Below are 17,227 nucleotides of genomic sequence, written 5' to 3' on the forward strand. Positions count from 1 at the left end.
GGATGGCGTCATGACGGATCGAGAGGGATTGAAGGGGCAGCGTGGATGCGGTCCGCGGTTCACCGCGCCTTCCAACTTCGCCGGTGCACGCACGCGTGTCAACGCGGGCGGCCGCGGCGTTCCGTACTGTGAGCGTGCCGGCCGATCGCGCGGTGGCGGTTCCGCGCGATCGGCTGCGCGACGTCGCGCGGCGAGCGAGAGATTCAGGCAAAGCCGCGGGAGGTGCGCCGCGCGCGACCGGCCGGCCGCCGCGGTTGCGGTTCGCTGGCTCACGCCATGAAAATACGCTACCCTGTCAAACATTAGTTTTGTGTCACATGGCGGCAGGCGATAGGATCAGGCATTACCCGGAAGACGCAGACATGCCGCCGGCCGCCGTCGCGCGCCGGAACGGCAACGGGACGGACAATCGCTTGCGCGGCGTGCTGCACGACGCCGCGTGGCCGGTGGCCCCGCATGCGGCATCCGGCGTGCTTCACTTCATCCAGATTCTTGATAACAGTGGACGGCTGATACACGAACGTGCGAAAGCGAAATGTAAATCCCAGCGCGGATACCCGGGAAACCTTGCTGCGGCTTGCCGCGCGCTCTTTTGCGACGCAGGGCTATGCCGCGACCACGATGCGCTCGATCGCGGACCAGGCCGGGATCGAGGCGGCCAGCATCTACTATCACTTCTCGTCGAAGGAAGAATTGGTCGACGTCGTGATGGAGCACGGCGCGGACAGCATCGTGCAGCACATCAACGAGCATTTCGACGCACTGCCGCCCGATGCGACGGCCGAGGCGCGCTTCAAGGCGGCGCTGCTCGGGCAGATGAGCGCGCTGATCAAGTTTGGCGACTACGCGCTCGCGCACGGCAGGCTGCTGACCCAACTGCCCGAGAAGGTGCGGGAGCGCCAGGTCAAGCGGCGCGAACGCCATCAGCAGCTGTGGACCGCAGTGTTCGACGGCTTGCGCGCCGAAGGCCTGCTGCGCGAGGACGTCGACATCGCGCTCTGCCGCGTGTTCGTGCTCGGCTGCATCAATTCCGTCCAGACCTGGTTCGACCCGAAGAAGGGTTCGCTGGACAAGGTCGCCGAACAGCTCAGCACGATGTTCTTCGAAGGCGTGAAGCCCGCGGCAGGCGCGAAGCGCGCGGCAGCCGCGAAGCCTGCCGCGAAAGCGAAGCGCAGCACCCGCAAGGGCGAACTGGCCGCGTGAGCGGGCCGGCGATTCGAGGCGACGTGCTCGTCGGCCCGCTCACGCGGCCGCGCGATTCCGCAGCACGTGGTCGCGCGGCATCCGGCGCTCGAGAAAGTCGAGCACGGTCTGGCCGAACAGGTCGTTGTGTTCGCCTGCACTCGTATGGCCGGCATCCCGGACGTCTGTATGCTCCGCATGGGGGCACAGGCTCAGGAACTCGCGTGCGCCCGTCTCGCTGACGATGTCGGAGTCTGCGCCGCGCACGAGCAACGTCGGCAGCCTCAGGCGACGCGCGCTGGCCGCAAAGCGCGCATGGCGGCGCGTCAGGTCGCGCGGCCACGCGAGAAAATGCGGATCCCAGTGCCAGTGATATTTCCCGTCGTCGTAGCGCAAGCTGCGCGCGAGGCTTTCCTCGCTGAGTGCTTGCGGCGGATGCGCGCGATCGTGGCGGATCGCGTCGGCCGCCTCGTCCAGCGAGCCGAAACCGTCCGGCCGCTGTCGCATGAACGACTGCAGGCGCAGCGCGCCCGCCGGTTCGACGAAGGGCGCGATGTTGACGAGCACGAGCGCCGCCGCGTCGACATAGCCTTCGCCCACCGCGAGCAGGCTCGTTCCTCCACCGAGCCCCGCGCCGACGAGGATCGGACGCCGGCCGTCGAACATCGCGACCACTCGTTCGAGGTCGCGGATCATCGCGCCCTGGCTGTAGTTGCAGGTTGGCGACCAGTCGGACTCGCCATGACCGCGCGCGTCGAACGCGACCGCGTAAAAACCCGCCGCGCCGAGCAAGCGGCCCATTCCGCTCGACGCATGCCGGGTCTGCCCGCTGCCGTGCAGCAGGATGACCGGCGTGCCGTCGGGGGCGCCCCATGACCGGCCGGCGAGCCGGAGCCCGTCGGCGCTCGTCCACGTATGCCGGATACCGGTCGGCCCGGCCGCATGCGTTTGCGTCGTCATTGCATTCTTCATGATTCGATTGCATTCGCGTGGCGGGGCCGCCCTTCGTCGAGCCGCAGCCCGGCGCCCGCGATCCGCGGTCCTTATCCACCGGCGTTCGGCGCAGCGATGCCGGCATGCCATCCGTGCCGAACAGGTCTGCGCACGGATTCGCATACGTTCGCCGCGGTTTGCAATCGCGTCAATCGCGGCGGCCGGAATGTTCCGTACTCCGGCCGGACGAGGGCGGCAACGCGTCGCTTGGCGCTCCCGTCGAAGATCGCCGCGCTAGAACCGCTTGTTGATCCCGACGATCGCGCCGACCGTCGTGCCCGACACGCCGTACAGCGCATTGTCGATCGACAGCCCGAATCGCTCGCGGCCGTGGTTGTTCACCGCGCCCACCTGCATATAGAGCGAGGTCGCCTTCGACAGGAAATAGCGCGTCGTCAGCGCGCCGAGCAGCGTGTGATTGTCCGAGTCGTGCGGGTCGCGGATGTACCACAGGCCGGCATTGATATCGAGCTGCGGCAGCGCGTAGTAGTCGAAGCCGACGTTCCAGACGTTGTTGGTGCCGCCGTTCACGACGCCGCCGGCCACCGTCGTCGGCACCTTGTAGCTGGTGAACGAACCCTTCACCGTGAGCCGGTCGAGGTGGTAGCCCACGCCGATCATGCGGCCGAAGAACGGCTGCTGGAAGGTCGTCAGCCCGGCGGAGCCGTGGCCTGAACTCGAGTCGTACATCGCGGCGTTCACGACGAGCCCGCGAAACTCGTAGCGCGCGCTGAGCGAGTACTGCTGCCCCGCACGATAGTCGCCCGGCACGCCGCCGAACGCATACATCGCACTGCCGGAAAACCCGGCGAACTTCGGGCTCGTATAGGTGATCGCATTCGGATTGAAGGTGCCCACGAACGTGTTGTCCGCATACACGGAGAACGCCGTGCCGAACTGGCCCGCGTTGCGCGGATCGGCCTCGTAGATCGCCAGCACGAACGGCGAATACTGCACGCCCGCCTTCAGCTCGCCGAAGTCGCCGTTGAGCGCCAGCCATGCCTGGCGGCCGAACAGATTGCCGTTGCTGTTGTCGAAGCCGCCGTTGACGACACTGACGCCGCTCTCGAGCCTGAAGGTCGCCTTCAACCCGCCGCCGAGGTCTTCCTGTCCGAACAGGCCGAAATTCGACGGCTCAAGTCCGCCGTTGATGAGGCTGAACTGCTTGCCGCGATTGGCGCTGGTTGCCGCATTGAGTGTCTTGCTGGTGAACAGCATCCCCACGTCGAGCGTGCCGTACAGCGTGACGCTGCTTTGCGCCCATGACCATGCGGGCAGCATCGCAATGCCAAGCGCGAATATCGTCTTCTTCGTGCCCAACCCTGATGATCGGTTTACATTCATTTCGAAATCCGAATTTAACGAAAGGTGAAGGAACGGTGCATATCGGGCCGCTGATGCCTTGCAGCAATATTCAAGGCCGTCGGTCGGGTCGCGACGTCCGGCAGCAGACACGCTGTGCCGGCTCGACGTTAATCTAACGTTAGGTAGATTGAGGTGCGCAACATCGAATCTCCATTGGGTATAACCCGAGGCGAATTCCTGCTTTCACGCGACGATCCACTGGATGAATTTCGGCGTTCCGTACTTCAACGCATTCAGGCGCGTTTCTTTTTAAAAAAATCATCCGTTATACGGAATAAATCGAATGGGAGCGTTTCCAGGCGCGTAACGGAAGCCGTGTTCGCGCGAGTGACGCGTGATGCCGGTGCCAAAAGACGTTTTATCCGGCGGAACGCATTTTTTGCGCGTGTTTGCCGAAAATCGGCAATTCGACGGCCTGAGCGGACAGGTGGATTTGTGCTGCCGGGGAGCGTGTGAATGAAGGAGAGGGAGAAGAAGGGGGGCGGGCAACGCGGACGATCACTGGCGATGACGGCTCGGGCGGACCGTCATCGCCAGCCGCACAAACTGCGCGACGGGCGCGTGGCGCAGCGCGCCTACTTGCCCATCGGTTTCGCGAACATCATGTGCGACATGCCGCCGTCGCACGCGATCGACTGCGCCGTGATATACCCGGCGGCCGGCGACGCGAGATACACGATCAGATCGGCGACTTCCTCCGGCTTGCCGACCCGGCTCATCGGCAGCATCGTCGCCAGTTGATCGAGAATCTCCTGCGGCACCGAGCCGCGCGCCATCGGCGTGTCGATCACGCCCGGCAACACGACGTTGACGCGCACGCCGTAGGCTGCCCATTCGTGCGCCATCTGCCGGCTCAGCGTGATGAGCGCCGCCTTGCTCGGCCCATATGCGCCGCCCTGCGAATAGCCATGGACGCCCGCCAGCGAAGCCGTATTGACGATGGCCGCATGCGGGCTCTTCTTCAGGTGCGGCAGCGCGCTGCGCGCGAGCATCAATGCGCCGTCGACGTTCACCTGGAAGCCGGCACGCCATTCGTCGATCGGCACGTCCTCGAGCATCCCCGAGCGCACCAGCGCGGCGGTATTGATCACGACGTCGAGCCGTCCGAAGCGCTCGACCGTGGCGGCGATAGCCGCATCGATGTCCGGCTGTTTCGACACGTCGAGACCCAGTGCGATCGCCTCGGCGCCGTCGCGCACGATCTCGCCGGCGACGCGTTCGGCGTGGCCGGCATTCAGGTCGGCCACGGCGACGGCGCCGCCGTTGGCCGCGAACGTCTTCGCGCTGGCCTCGCCCATGCCGCTGCCCGCGCCGACTACGAGCGCGACCAGCCCCTTGATGCGTGAATGGATCATCCAGTCGCTCGGCGCGTCATGGCTGGATTCGGTGTTCATCGGTTGCTCCTCTTGATGTCAGGTGATGGATGGTTCGTACATCGGCACTCAGGCGGCCGGCTGGTCCAGGACGACGGTCTTGGATTCGAGGAACGCTTCGAGGCCGCCCGTGCCGCCTTCGCGTCCGACGCCCGATTGCTTGAAGCCGCCGAAGCCGATCGAGAAATCGGTGCGCGACGCGTTGTGGCCGACCGAGCCCGCGCGCAAGCGTCGCGCGACGCGCAGCGCCCGCTCGGTGTCATGCGTGAAGACCGCGGCATTCAGGCCGAAGATCGTGTCGTTGGCCATGTCGATCGCGTGTTGCTCGCTGTCGGCCGCGATGACCGACAGCACCGGGCCGAACAACTCGTTCTGCGCGATGCGGGAGCGGTTGTCGACGTTCGCGAACACCGTCGGTTCGAAGAAGAAGCCGCGCGCCAGATGGGCGGGCCGCTTGCCGCCGATCGCCAGCCGCGCGCCGTCGGACACGCCTTGCGCGACCAGTCGCTCGACTACGTCGCGCTGCGCGGCCGTCGCGAGCGGCCCCATGCTCGTCGCGTCGTCGAGCGGGTCGCCGAGCACCATGCCGCGCGCGGCCTCGACGAGCGCGTCGACCATCTGGTCATGCTTCGCGCGCGGCACGATGATGCGCGTTAGGCTGTGACAGACCTGGCCCGACAGATAACTGAAATACGGTGCGCCGAGCACCTTCGCGGCCGTTTCGATGTCGTAGTCGTCGAGTACCACGGCAGGCGATTTGCCGCCGAGTTCGAGCGTGACGCGGGCGACGCGTTCGGCCGCCACCGCGCCGATGCGCCGGCCCGCGCCGGTGGAGCCGGTGAAGGTGATCTTGTCCACGCCGGGATGGCGCACCAGCGATTCGGACACGGTCCGGTCGGCCGTCAGCATGTTGACCACGCCGGGCGGCAGGCCGACTTCGTCGCAGATCTGCGCGAACAGATGGCCCGAACTCGGCGTCTCGGGCGAATTCTTGATGACGACCGTGCAGCCCGCGAGCAGGGCCGGCGCGATCTTGTACGCGAGCAGCCCGGCCGGGCCGTTCCACGGCACGATCACCGCCACCACGCCGACCGGCTCCTGCACGCGGTAGGCCTGGTGGCCGGTCACGGCGCGCGCGGGCGCGACGAACGGATAGCTGTGCGCCATCGCCGCGTACTGGCGGAACGCACCGCTCAGGAACAGGCCGATGCGCGGTTTGGCAATCCGGTACAGCACGCCGGATTCGATACTCCAGCCGCGCGCGAAATCGTCGTTCAACGCTTCGAGGCGGGCGGCGATCTTCTCGAGGAAGGCGCCGCGTTCGGCCGGCGACAGGTGCGGCCACGGCCCGCGATCGAACGCACCGCGTGCGGCGCGCACGGCAGCGTCGACGTCGGCTTCGTTGGCCATCGCCGCGTGCGCAACCACGTCCTCGGTTGCGCAGTCGAGCACCGCGCGGGTGTCGGTGGAAGCGGGCGCCACCCAGCGTCCGCCGATATAGAGGCGATCCGCGTGCGGCATGTTCAGGGAAGGGCGGTTCATCGTTGGCGGTTCTCCGGTTGCGGGTCGGCTTACCGGCCGGCGGACCGCACGAACTGGCGGATCACGGTGCCGAAGTCGTCTACCTGCTCGAGGTTCAGCACGCTGTCGACGACGCGGTCGACGGTCGCGGCCGGCAGCAGGCCATCGACGAAGGTGCGGAACTTGCCGACCAGTTCGTCCGTCGTCATGTAGGTCGACGGATCCGCCGACGGCGTGCCCTTCGGGAACATCTTCTCGCCGGCGAAGACCTGGCCGCGTGCGCGCACTTCGACGCGCGACGGGCGGCTCGAGATGTCGGCCGAGATCGACTGGAAATAGGTGGGGTGCGTCTTCAGCGAGACGCGGCTCATCAGCGCCATCACGGACGGATCGAACACGACGGCCGGATCCTGCCAGCGAGGGCCCGGCGGAATGCGGTGCGCCGCGACCGCCAGCCCGTGCGAGAAACAGAACTGCGCGTCGTGCACCTCGAGAATTTCACGGTTGGTGAAGCAGGGCAGCACATAGGCCCAGCCTTCGCCGTACGACGTGATGCTGTCGATTTCGTCGGGCTTCAGGTCGTGCTGCGTGACGATGTCGATCAGCAGGTCGAGCGGCGCGTGCATCACGCGGCAGTGCGGATAGGGCTTGAACATCTGGAAGGCGGGGAAGCGCCACGTGTCGCCGAGATCGGCCGTGATCAGCTCGGGCGTCCAGCGATCGGTGCCGATGAAGCTCGCGTAGCCGTTCACTTCGTCATCGAGGATCCGAAGATCGCCGCGGTGCCCGAGTTCGCCCATGTCGGCGGCCGTGAGCGCGATATTGGTCAGGCCGCCGGCCAACTGGTACTTGATGGTCGCGGTGGGCGCGTGCGTGAACCACGCGCGCTGCGCATTCACGGGCGCCGATGCGGCGGCGAGGCCCAGTGCGTTGGCCAGTTGCGCCGACGACAAGCGCTTGAGCTTGCCCGCGGACGCGGTCGCGCCGAACACGGTGCTGCTATAGCCGACGACCGACGCGGGATTGGCGGACTTGCCGTCCTTGGTGTCGCGGTAGCCGGCCATCGCGGCGCCGAAGCGGTACGAGATCTCGTGCGACACCGCCACGGCGGCGATCAGATCCTTGCCGGAGCGGCCGTACACCTCGGCGGTCGCAAAGGCGCCGGGCAGCACGTACGGGCTCACGTGGCCCGGCAGCAGCACCGAGTCCGCATCGAGCGCGTTCAGCAATTCGCTGTTGGCGAACGCGGCGCCGTAGACGGTGGTGCGCTCGCCGGTGCCGATGATCGTCGCATCGCCTGCGCTGCCGCCGATGCGACGGCCCATTTCGACACCGATGCGCCCGCGCGGATGATCGATACCGGCCAGCGCGACGCCAAGCGAGTCGAGGATGTCGCGCTTGCATTCCTGCACGACGATGTCCGGCAGCCGCGCCGTGTCGACGCCGGCCGCGAAATCGGCCAGTTGCTGGACGATGGTGGGGGAAGTCATGTGTCTCGCTCCTCGTTCGAATGCTGTTTATGTCTGGACAAATGCGATCAGCGTTGGCTCGCGCGCCGTCGTGCGCAATGCCTGCGATCGAAACGTTCCGTTCTTCGAAAGCCGCGCGCCGCGTCGCGCGCGCGCGAACTGCCGCATGCGGGGATACCCTGATGGGAAATCGCCGCATGCAAAATAGAATAACGATTGTTAGTTAGATTGCGTGAAGCCGCCATGGCCTATACGCTTTCCCTTTTGCACCGCGAACCGACACAGCCGCACTTCGCCGGCGGGCGCGATACACGCCGCCCGCGCTCTCCCACTTCCCGGACTACGCATGAAATACGAAGACTTCCAGTTTCTCCTGTTCGATCGCCAGCCGGACGGCGTCCTGCTCGTCACGCTCAATCGCCCGGAGGTCATGAACGCGACGAACAACCGCATGCACTGGGAATTGACCAAGGTCTGGGGCGTGGTTGCCGAAGACCCGAGCGTCAAGGTCATCGTCGTGACGGGGGCGGGCGATCGCGCGTTCTCGGCCGGCGGCGATCTCGCCGTCGTCGAGGAAATGGCGGGCAGCCAGGAAGCCACGCTGCGCGTGATGAAGGAAGCGTCCGACATCGTCTACAACATGCTCGCGTGCGACAAGCCGATCGTCTCCGCCATCAACGGCACGGCCGTGGGCGCGGGTCTCGTCGTCGCGCTGCTGGCCGACGTGAGCGTGATGGCCGAGGATGCGAAGCTGACCGACGGGCATGCGCGCCTCGGCGTGTCGGCCGGCGATCACGCGGCGATCGTGTGGCCGCTGCTGTGCGGGATGGCCAAGGCCAAGTACTACCTGATGACCGCGGATTTCGTCGACGGCAGGGAAGCCGAGCGGATTGGGCTGGTCAGCTTCTGCACGCCGCGCGCCGACGTGCTGCCGCGCTCGCTCGCGATTGCCGCGAACCTCGCGCGCGGCAGTCAGACCGCGATCCGCGCGACCAAGAAATCGCTGAACAACTGGATGCGACTGGCGGGCCCCATCTTCGACAACTCGCTCGCGATGGAGATGTTGTGTTTCCTGGGCGCGGACGTGAAGGAAGGCGTCGCGGCATTGCGCGGCAAACGCCAGCCCGAATTCCCGTCGGCGCAGCTGCCGCAGTCGTAAGCGATCGAATGCCCGGGCTTCGGCCCGGCTGCCGCAGCCTTCTATCTAACTAACGGTAGGTAAAATCGCGCAGGCCGCGACCGCTTCTCGACGGCATGGCGCCTACCGAAGCTGCACGCTGTGCCTGCCATGGTGCGCGGCATTTTGAATTCGGGCGCGCGTCGACGTTCCGCTGGCCTGACGAACGCTGCGCTATCAACTGGAGGTTTCATGACGACCGTAACTGATGCTGCACAGGCCGCGCGCGCGAAAGCGCTCGCGTGGATCGGACAAGGCACGAAGCGTCTGCTGATCGGCGGGCGATGGGTCGACGCCGCATCGGGAAAGACGTTCGAGACGATCAACCCGGCCACCGAGCAGCCGCTTTGCCGCATTGCCGAGGCCGACGGCGCCGACGTCGACGCTGCCGTGATCGCGGCGCGCAACGCGTTCGACGCGCCGTCGTGGTCGGCGTTGTCGCCGCACGCGCGCACGCGGGCGTTGCTGAAGATCGCCGACGCGATCGAAGCCCATGTCGACGAGCTGGCCGCGATCGAATCGCTCGACAACGGCATGCCGCTGTGGTTTGCGCGCGCCGCGGCGGGCGCCACCGTGGACATCGTCCGCTACTACGCGGGCTGGTGTTCGAAGGTGCTGGGCACCACGATCCCGTCGGACGGCAGCACGCTGATCTACACGCTGCGCGAGCCGCTCGGCGTGTGCGGCCAGATCATCCCGTGGAACGTACCGATCCTGATGGCCGCGATCAAGATCGCGAACGCGTTGTGCTGCGGCAATACGGTGATCCTGAAGCCGGCCGAGCTGGCTTGCCTGACCTCGATCCGGCTCGCGGAGCTGATCCAGGAAACCGACTTGCCGCCGGGTGTCGTCAACGTGCTGCCGGGCTTCGGCGCGACGGCGGGCGCCGCGCTCGCGCAGCACCCGGGCGTCGACAAGATCGCGTTCACGGGCTCGACGGCGGTCGGCAAGCAGATCACGCGCGACGCGACGCTGAACCTGAAGAAGGTGACGCTCGAACTCGGCGGGAAGGCGCCCAACGTGGTGTTCGCCGATGCCGACATCGAAAAGGCCGTGCAGGCCGCTGTGAAAACGTTCTGCGGCAACTCGGGCCAGGTGTGCTCGGCCGGCACGCGCCTGTTCGTGCAGGAAAGCATCCACGAGCAAGTGGCGGAACGCGTCGCGCAGGTGGCGGCCGAGTGGAAGGCCGGCGACCCGTTCGCGGCCGACACGAAGATCGGCCCGCTGATCTCGGCGACGCAGCGCGAGCGGGTCCAGTCGTACATCGCCGTGGGCCGCGAAGGCGGCGCGACGTTGCGGCTCGGCGGCCAGCCGTGGCGCGGCACCGGCTATTTCGTCGAGCCGACGATCTTCGACAACGTGCGCAACGGCATGCGGATCGCGCAGGAGGAGATCTTCGGGCCGGTGCTGTCGATCATCCCGTTCCGCGACGAGGACGATGCGGTGCTGCAGGCCAATGACACGACCTACGGGCTGTCCGCCGCGGTCTGGACGCGCGATGTCGCGCGGGCGCACAAGGTGGTGCGCGCACTCAAGGCCGGGCGGCTGTGGATCAACACGTTCGGCGAATCCGACCCGGCGATGGCATTCGGCGGATACAAGCAATCGGGCTGGGGCCGCGAATTTGGCCAGGAGTCGATCGACGCCTATACGCAGACCAAGTCGATCATGCTCCGCATGTAAATTTCGACGTCCGGAACAATAGCCAGGAGACATTCATCAGCATGGACATTCCACATTTCGTGAAGGGTACGAAGCAGTTGCTGATCGGCGGGCAGTGGGTCGAGCCGGCCGGCGGCGAGCGCATCGAGGCCATCAACCCGGCCACCGGCGAGGTGCTGTGCCATATCGCGCAGGGCAGCACGCAGGACGTGGACCGCGCCGTGGCCGCGGCGCGCCACGCGTTCGAAGGACCGTGGAGCCGCTTCACGCCGCACGAGCGGCGCAAGCTGCTGCTGCGCGTGCATGACGCGATTCTCGATTACTTCGACGAGCTCGCGCTGATTGAGACGCTCGACATGGGCGCGCCGCTCGCGCGCACGCGCGGCTACAAGGAATGGCTGTCGCAGCTGCTGCAGTTCTACGCATCGCAAACGGGCGCGGGCGCGGTGGAAACGCCGCCGATGTCGATCGCGCCGAACTTCACCGCGCTCAAGCAGTTGATGCCGGTCGGCGTGGTCGGCGGCATCATCCCGTGGAACGGCCCGCTGATGGGGATGTGGTGGATCTACGGCCCCGCGCTGGCCACCGGCTGCACGGCCGTGCTGAAGCCGGCCGAGGATGCATCGCTGTCGTCGCTGCGCGTGTCCGAGCTGATGATGGAAGCGGGCGTGCCCGACGGCGTGATCAACGTCGTCACCGGCTACGGCAAGGACGTCGGCCAGGCGCTGGCCGAGCACCGGGACGTCGATCGCGTCGCCTTCACGGGCTCGGTCGGCACCGCGCAGGCGATCGTGCGCGCGTCGGCCGGCAACCTGAAGCGGCTGCAGCTCGAACTCGGCGGCAAGTCGCCCGACATCGTGTTCGCCGATGCCGATCTCGACAAGGCCGTGCCCGGCGCGGCGATGGGCGTGTTCACGAATACCGGCCAGGTGTGCGTGGCCGGCACGCGGATCTTCGTGCAGCGCGCGATCCACGACGAATTCGTGCAGCGCATGGCCGCGTTCGCCGGCACGATCCGCATCGGCGACGGCCGCGATCCCGATACGCAGATCGGCCCGCTGATTTCGCGGCGCCAGCTCGAGCGCGTGATGCATTACGTGGACGTCGGCGGCAAGGAGGCCCGGCTCGTGCACGGCGGCGGTCGTCCGGACGGCGCGCCCGCCGGCGGGTTCTTCATCGAGCCGACGGTGTTTGCCGACGTGCGGAACGACATGACGATCGCGCGCGAGGAGATCTTCGGGCCGGTCGCGTCGGTGATTCCGTTCGACACGATCGAGGACGCGCTGCGGCTCGCGAACGATACGCCGTACGGGCTCGCCGGCGGCGTATGGACCAGCAGCCTGTCGACCGCGCACCGCGTCTCGCAGGGGATTCGCTCGGGCACCGTGTGGGTCAACTGCTACGGCGTGATCGATCCGGCGGTGGGTTTCGGCGGCACGAAGATGAGCGGCTACGGCTGGAAAGGCGGCAAGGAGCACGTCGAGAGCTTCCTGTACCCGAAGGCCACCTATATCAATCTGGTGTGAGCCGGCACGGCGCCGCGTCACGACCGCAGTCCCGAGGCACAGGAGACACAAGACATGAAAGGCGTGGTTTTCAGAGGCGAACGCAGGCTGGAGATTCTCGATTTCGACGATCCGACGCCCGGCCCCGCCGATGCCGTGATCGAAATGAAGGCATCGGGCATGTGCGGCAGCGACCTGCACTTCTATCGCAACAAGCCGGCCGACGTGATCCATTCGCTGGGTTTCAAGGATCTAGCGTCGCGCGGCATGTCGGAGGACACGCCGATCATCGGCGGTCACGAGCCGTGCGGCCGAATCGTCGCGGTCGGCTCGGCCGTCGACCCGCGCGCGTTCAAGGTCGGCGATCGCGTCGCGGTGTTCCACTACGAAGGCTGCATGCACTGCGATCACTGCCGCACCGGCTGGACGCAGATGTGCAGCCACGGCGCGGATATCCACGGCGTGATCAAGCACGGCGGCCACGCGCACTACATGAAGGTGCCCGCGACCTCGCTCGTCCATCTGCCCGACGACGTGTCGTACGCCACCGGCGCCGCGATTTCCTGCGGCACCGGCACGGCGTGGGGCGCGCTGCTGCGCCTCGGCATCACCGCGCGCGACACGCTCGCGGTGTTCGGGCTGGGCCCGGTCGGCCTGTCGGCCGTGCAGCTGGCCGCGGCGATGGGCGTCGAGGTGATCGGCGTCGATATCGCGGCCGACCGCGTCGCGCGCGCGAAGGATTTCGGCGCGGCCCACGTGATCGACGGCAGCCGGCAGGATCCGATCGAGGAAATCCAGAAGCTCACCGGCGGCCTCGGCGCGACCTGTGCGATGGATTGCGCGGGCGGCGACGTGCCCAAGCAGCAGGCGGTGCGCAGCACGCGCCCGTGGGGGCGGATCGCGCTGGTGGCCGTGGGCGGCAACCTCAACGTCGACGGGATGAAGGACGTGATCGGCAAGCAGCGCACGATCCTCGGCTCCTATACGTTCTCGGAAGTCGGGATGAAGGACTGCATTCACTTCGTCGCCGATCACGGCGTGGACGTCGACAAGCTGTTCACCGACCGCTGGCAGCTCGAGCAGGCCGACGAGGCCTACCGGCAGTTCGACGCGCAGGCGGGCGGCAAGGGCGTTTTCGTGTTCTGAGCGCACCGGCGGCTACACGGCGGCAATGCTGCTGATGGCCGTCGTCGCCCTGCTTGCCGCCGGCATCGCGCTTTCGGCAGGACGGCCGGGCCGCACCTATCGCCCCGCATGACCCGTCGTGGCCCGCGCGAGAGCCGGGCCATTTACCATTCGATCATCCAGGAGACTTTCATGACCGTCACCCGCGAGACCCGCTCCGTCGCGCCGGACAACTGCCCACCGCTCGAGCAAGCGGTGGTGCGTTTCATCCAGGAGCTGAAATACGAGCACCTCGACGCGCGCGCGCTGGCCGGCGTCAACCGCCTGATGCGCGACCAGATCGCGTTGCAGGTCGGCATTTCGAAAATGCCGTGGTCCGAGCGGCTCCTCGCTTACGCGAAGGCCGGGCAGCGTCCCGGCAAAAGCCGCGTGAGCGCGTCGGCGCTGACGATGAGCGCGGCCGATGCCGCGTTCGTGAACGGTTCGTATGGGCACGGCTTCGAGTACGACGACGCGCACGGCCCGAGCTACAGCCACCCCGGCAGCTGCGTGATTCCGGCCGCGCTCGCGATTGGCGAGGAGCTCGGCGCATCGCTCGAGGAGGTGATCGTCGCGATGGTGGCCGGCTACGAAGTCTATGCGCGCATCGGCCTGCTTGCCGCGCCCGAACTGCTGCAGCGCGGCTATCACCCGCACGCGACGCTGTCCAACTTCGGCGCGGCGGCCGTGGCGGCCAAGTTGCGCGGCTTCGACGCCGAGACGACGCTGCACGCGCTGGCGATCGCGCTGAGCCACGTGTCGGGCACGACCGAATACACGTCGACCGGCGGCTCCATCAAGCGCATCCATGCGGGCATCGGCACGCGCAACGGGATGGCGGCGGCCGACATGGCACGCGCGGGCATCACGGGCCCGCGCGCGTTCCTGAGCGGCAACAAGGGCTTCTTCCGCACCTTCCTGCAGCGCACGGCCGGCGACAACGCCGAGCGACGCTTCGACCTCGACCGGCCGTTCGAGATCGGTACCGTGTGGCTCAAGGCGTATTGCGCGTGCTACTGCACGCACGCGTACATCGACGCGCTGCGGCCGTTCGCGGCGCGCCGCGACGAGATCGCCGACATCCATCTGAAAATTACGCCGCACTTCAACGTGGTCGTCGGCACGGCCAACGTCAACGCGTATACGCCGAAGAACATCGAGCACGTGCAGTTCAGCCTGCCGATCCAGGCGGCGTTCACGCTGCTCGGCAAGGGCAACGGCTATCCGGTCCACCGCGATTACCTCGTCGGCAAGGTCGACATGGCGCCCGTGATCGAGATCGCGCGCAGCATCCGCATCAGCGAGGCGCCCGAGCTGGAGAAACAGTATCCGGGCAAGTTCGTCGCCGACGTGACCGTCACGTTCAAGGACGGGCGCACCGAGCACGTGTTCGTCGGCGATCCGATCGGCACCGACACGAATCCGATGCCGGAGCACGAGCAGGATGCGAAGTTCATGGACTTGACCACCGACGTGCTGGGCACCGAACGCGCACGTGCGCTGCTGGCCGCGCTGCGTGAGCTGAATCCGGCGACGAAGGCGGCGGAGCTGACTGCGATGTGGGCGGTGGAAGGCTGAGCGGCGCGGTCGTCCGGAGCGATGTGCGCGTTCCGGGCGGCCGCTGCGGTGATTCGAGACTATGCAAGAACAACGGGCGGCGCCGGAATACCGGACGCCGCCCGCTTTTTCATCGGCCCGCGGATTCGAGGCCGATACCGTCGTTGGCGTGAACAGACGCTAAGCCGATCGCGCCGGTTTCCGCACGCTCGCGACGATCGCCTCGGCGGCGCGAATCACCGGCAGGTCGACCATGCGGCCGTCGAGGCTGAACGCCGCGCCGCCGTGCTTCGCGGCTTCGTCGAGCACGCGGCGCGCCCACGCATGCTCTTCGTCCGAGTATCCCATCGCATCGTTCACGCCGGCGACCTGCGCCGGGTGGATGCACAGCTTGCCGCCGAAGCCAAACGCGCGTGCGCGCTGCGCGTCAGCGGCCAGACGTGGCGCATCGTCGGTGCGGGTCGTCACGCCGTCGATCGGCGCGGGCAACTGCGCGCGGCGCGACGCGGCCACGAGCGCGTTGCGCGCGAACGCCAGCTCCGGCTCGTCGGGCGATGCGCGCATGCCGAGATCGAGCTGGAAGTCGAGATGGCCGAAGGCGAGACGCACGACTTGCGGATCGCGCGCAAGCGCATCGGCCGCATCGAGCCCGGCCAGCGATTCGATCAGCGCGACGAGGCGCGCCGCCTCGCCGAGCTGCTGCGCGACGCGGCGCAGCGCATGCACGTCTTCGGACTTCGGCAGCATCACGGCGACGCCTTGCCCGGTCCAGTCGCGCAGCAACGCGAGATCCGCGTCGTGCCACGGCGTGCCGACGGCGTTCACGCGCACCACGGTGCGCGCGCGATGCTCGGGCGTGAAGTGCGGGAGATGCCGCGCGAGCTGCGCGCGTGCGTCGTCCTTGCTGCCTTCGGGCACCGCGTCCTCGAGGTCGATGACGATGCAGTCGGCGTCCGTATCGAATGCCTTCGCAAAGCGCTCGGGACGCGTGGCGGGCACGAACAGCAGGCTGCGCGCATGCAGCACGGGGGAAGGAGAGGTCGTCATGGCTCAGATCACGCCGTCGGCGCGCAGTTGTTCGATATCGGCGTCGCTGCGCCCCAGTTCGCGCAGGATCGCCGTGCTGTGTTCGCCGAGCGCGGGCACCGGATCCATGCGCACGTCGAAGCTGTCGATCGTGGCGGGCGGCAGCAGCGCCTGCAGCTCGCCGGCCGGCGAACCGACGGTGCGGAAGCGACCGCGCGCATGCAGCTGCGGGTGCGTCCACAGATCGCGGACCTGGTTGACCGCGGCATTCGCGATCTGCGCTTCGTCGAGCCGCGCGCTCACGTCCTGCGCGGTCAGGTCGGCAAACACCTGCTCGATCACGGCTTTCAGGCTCGCGCGGTTTTCCGAGCGGCGCACGTTGGCGTCGAAGCGCGGGTCGGTCGCGAGGTCCGGGCGGCGCAGCACGACGTCGCAGAACACCTTCCACTCGCGCTCGTTCTGCAGGCCCAGCATCACGACGCGGCCGTCGCCGGCCGTAAACGGCCCGTACGGATAGATGGTCGCGTGCGCCGCACCGTTGCGTGTGGGCGGTTGCTGGCCGTCGTACGCGTAGTACATCGGAAATCCCATCCACTCGGCGAGCGCCTCGAGCATCGAGATTTCCACGTGCGAGCCTGTGCCCGTGACGCCGCGCTGCAGCAGCGCGCTGAGGATGCCCGTGTACGCGTACATGCCGGCCGCGATATCCGCGATCGAATTGCCGGCCTTGCACGGCTCGTCGGGCGTGCCGGTGATCGACAGGAACGCGGCCTCGCTCTGGATCAGCAGGTCGTAGGCTTTCTTGTCGCGATACGGGCCGTCGCCACCGTAGCCGGAGATGTCGCAGACGATCAGGCGCGGATACTTGGCGTGCAGCGCGTCGAACGACAGCCCCATGCGCGCGGCGGCACCGGGTGCGAGGTTCTGCACCAGCACGTCGGCCTGGGCGACGAGCTCGCCAAGCACGTCCTGTGCAGCGGGTTGCTTCAGGTCCAGCGTGAGGCTTTCCTTCGAGCGGTTGGTCCAGACGAAGTGCGACGCGAGACCGCGCGTGCGGTGATCGTAGGCGCGCGCGAAATCGCCGACGCCGGGCCGTTCCACCTTGATCACGCGCGCGCCGAGATCGGCGAGCTGACGCGTGCAGAACGGCGCGGCGATCGCGTGTTCGAGCGTGACGACGGTCATCCCGCTCAGCGGGCCGGGTTGAGCTTGGCGAGCTTGCATGATCGGATC

13 protein-coding genes are annotated in these 17,227 nt (G+C 67.3%); 6 read left to right on the forward strand and 7 right to left on the reverse strand.

The genetic code is table 11. The features are described 5' to 3' along the window. Nucleotides 1–567 precede the first annotated feature (567 nt). Entirely contained in the window at nucleotides 568–1,203 is a 636-nt protein-coding gene (locus tag C4B30_RS01755) for a TetR/AcrR family transcriptional regulator (RefSeq protein WP_051421418.1), read from the forward strand. A gap of 39 nt (nucleotides 1,204–1,242) precedes the next feature. On the opposite strand, the gene C4B30_RS01760 is transcribed toward C4B30_RS01755, so the two are convergent. From C4B30_RS01760 to C4B30_RS01780, 5 genes are all read right to left on the reverse strand, one after another. Beyond that, nucleotides 1,243–2,142: an alpha/beta fold hydrolase gene (locus tag C4B30_RS01760; protein ID WP_063831217.1), complete on the reverse strand. Its 900-nt coding sequence runs from the start codon at nucleotides 2,140–2,142 to the stop codon at nucleotides 1,243–1,245. Between the two features lie 267 nt (nucleotides 2,143–2,409). Then, the gene (locus tag C4B30_RS01765) at nucleotides 2,410–3,519 is read right to left on the reverse strand and encodes a porin (RefSeq protein WP_105131571.1); all 1,110 of its coding nucleotides are present in this window, start codon (nucleotides 3,517–3,519) and stop codon (nucleotides 2,410–2,412) included. 596 nt (nucleotides 3,520–4,115) lie between these two features. Then, complete coding sequence (locus tag C4B30_RS01770; RefSeq protein ID WP_080681396.1) at nucleotides 4,116–4,934, reverse strand: SDR family NAD(P)-dependent oxidoreductase; 819 nt, start codon at nucleotides 4,932–4,934, stop codon at nucleotides 4,116–4,118. A 48-nt stretch (nucleotides 4,935–4,982) separates the two neighbouring features. Next, complete coding sequence (locus tag C4B30_RS01775; RefSeq protein WP_034185493.1) at nucleotides 4,983–6,455, reverse strand: aldehyde dehydrogenase; 1,473 nt, start codon at nucleotides 6,453–6,455, stop codon at nucleotides 4,983–4,985. A gap of 29 nt (nucleotides 6,456–6,484) precedes the next feature. Beyond that, complete coding sequence (locus C4B30_RS01780) at nucleotides 6,485–7,924, reverse strand: MmgE/PrpD family protein (RefSeq protein ID WP_027785818.1); 1,440 nt, start codon at nucleotides 7,922–7,924, stop codon at nucleotides 6,485–6,487. Nucleotides 7,925–8,249: 325 nt separating this feature from the next. Here C4B30_RS01780 and C4B30_RS01785 point away from each other — a divergent pair, with 325 nt between their 5' ends. From C4B30_RS01785 to C4B30_RS01805, 5 genes are all read left to right on the forward strand, one after another. Next, nucleotides 8,250–9,062 (forward strand): enoyl-CoA hydratase/isomerase family protein, encoded by an 813-nt coding sequence (locus C4B30_RS01785; protein ID WP_027785819.1) that lies wholly within the window; start codon nucleotides 8,250–8,252, stop codon nucleotides 9,060–9,062. Between the two features lie 210 nt (nucleotides 9,063–9,272). Beyond that, nucleotides 9,273–10,763 (forward strand): aldehyde dehydrogenase family protein, encoded by a 1,491-nt coding sequence (locus tag C4B30_RS01790; protein WP_027785820.1) that lies wholly within the window; start codon nucleotides 9,273–9,275, stop codon nucleotides 10,761–10,763. A 41-nt stretch (nucleotides 10,764–10,804) separates the two neighbouring features. Continuing rightward, the gene (locus C4B30_RS01795) at nucleotides 10,805–12,268 is read left to right on the forward strand and encodes an aldehyde dehydrogenase family protein (RefSeq protein ID WP_027785821.1); all 1,464 of its coding nucleotides are present in this window, start codon (nucleotides 10,805–10,807) and stop codon (nucleotides 12,266–12,268) included. Between the two features lie 54 nt (nucleotides 12,269–12,322). Continuing rightward, nucleotides 12,323–13,393 carry a zinc-dependent alcohol dehydrogenase family protein gene (locus tag C4B30_RS01800; protein WP_027785822.1) on the forward strand — a complete coding sequence of 357 codons (1,071 nt, stop codon included), beginning with the start codon at nucleotides 12,323–12,325 and terminating at the stop codon, nucleotides 13,391–13,393. A 171-nt stretch (nucleotides 13,394–13,564) separates the two neighbouring features. Further along, the gene (locus tag C4B30_RS01805) at nucleotides 13,565–14,989 is read left to right on the forward strand and encodes an MmgE/PrpD family protein (RefSeq protein ID WP_027785823.1); all 1,425 of its coding nucleotides are present in this window, start codon (nucleotides 13,565–13,567) and stop codon (nucleotides 14,987–14,989) included. Between the two features lie 159 nt (nucleotides 14,990–15,148). Here the strand turns inward: C4B30_RS01805 and C4B30_RS01810 are convergent, their stop codons facing one another. Next, nucleotides 15,149–16,015, reverse strand: a complete 867-nt coding sequence (locus C4B30_RS01810; RefSeq protein WP_027785824.1) for an HpcH/HpaI aldolase/citrate lyase family protein — start codon at nucleotides 16,013–16,015, stop codon at nucleotides 15,149–15,151. 3 nt (nucleotides 16,016–16,018) lie between these two features. Beyond that, on the reverse strand, nucleotides 16,019–17,218 hold the full coding sequence (locus C4B30_RS01815; RefSeq protein WP_027785825.1) for a CaiB/BaiF CoA transferase family protein: 1,200 nt from the start codon (nucleotides 17,216–17,218) through the stop codon (nucleotides 16,019–16,021). Nucleotides 17,219–17,227 lie beyond the last annotated feature (9 nt).

The organism is Burkholderia sp. BE12, assembly GCF_002959955.1.
Taxonomy (GTDB): domain Bacteria; phylum Pseudomonadota; class Gammaproteobacteria; order Burkholderiales; family Burkholderiaceae; genus Burkholderia.

Excerpts from the sequence above, each read along its gene's own strand:
- C4B30_RS01815 (WP_027785825.1), bottom strand. The coding sequence starts at position 17,218 with ATGCAAGCTCGCCAAGCTCAACCCGGCCCGCTGAGCGGGATGACCGTC.
- C4B30_RS01800 (WP_027785822.1), top strand. The coding sequence starts at position 12,323 with ATGAAAGGCGTGGTTTTCAGAGGCGAACGCAGGCTGGAGATTCTCGAT.
- C4B30_RS01760 (WP_063831217.1), bottom strand. The coding sequence starts at position 2,142 with ATGACGACGCAAACGCATGCGGCCGGGCCGACCGGTATCCGGCATACG.
- C4B30_RS01810 (WP_027785824.1), bottom strand. The coding sequence starts at position 16,015 with ATGACGACCTCTCCTTCCCCCGTGCTGCATGCGCGCAGCCTGCTGTTC.
- C4B30_RS01770 (WP_080681396.1), bottom strand. The coding sequence starts at position 4,934 with ATGAACACCGAATCCAGCCATGACGCGCCGAGCGACTGGATGATCCAT.
- C4B30_RS01775 (WP_034185493.1), bottom strand. The coding sequence starts at position 6,455 with ATGAACCGCCCTTCCCTGAACATGCCGCACGCGGATCGCCTCTATATC.
- C4B30_RS01780 (WP_027785818.1), bottom strand. The coding sequence starts at position 7,924 with ATGACTTCCCCCACCATCGTCCAGCAACTGGCCGATTTCGCGGCCGGC.
- C4B30_RS01805 (WP_027785823.1), top strand. The coding sequence starts at position 13,565 with ATGACCGTCACCCGCGAGACCCGCTCCGTCGCGCCGGACAACTGCCCA.
- C4B30_RS01765 (WP_105131571.1), bottom strand. The coding sequence starts at position 3,519 with ATGAATGTAAACCGATCATCAGGGTTGGGCACGAAGAAGACGATATTC.
- C4B30_RS01790 (WP_027785820.1), top strand. The coding sequence starts at position 9,273 with ATGACGACCGTAACTGATGCTGCACAGGCCGCGCGCGCGAAAGCGCTC.
- C4B30_RS01785 (WP_027785819.1), top strand. The coding sequence starts at position 8,250 with ATGAAATACGAAGACTTCCAGTTTCTCCTGTTCGATCGCCAGCCGGAC.
- C4B30_RS01795 (WP_027785821.1), top strand. The coding sequence starts at position 10,805 with ATGGACATTCCACATTTCGTGAAGGGTACGAAGCAGTTGCTGATCGGC.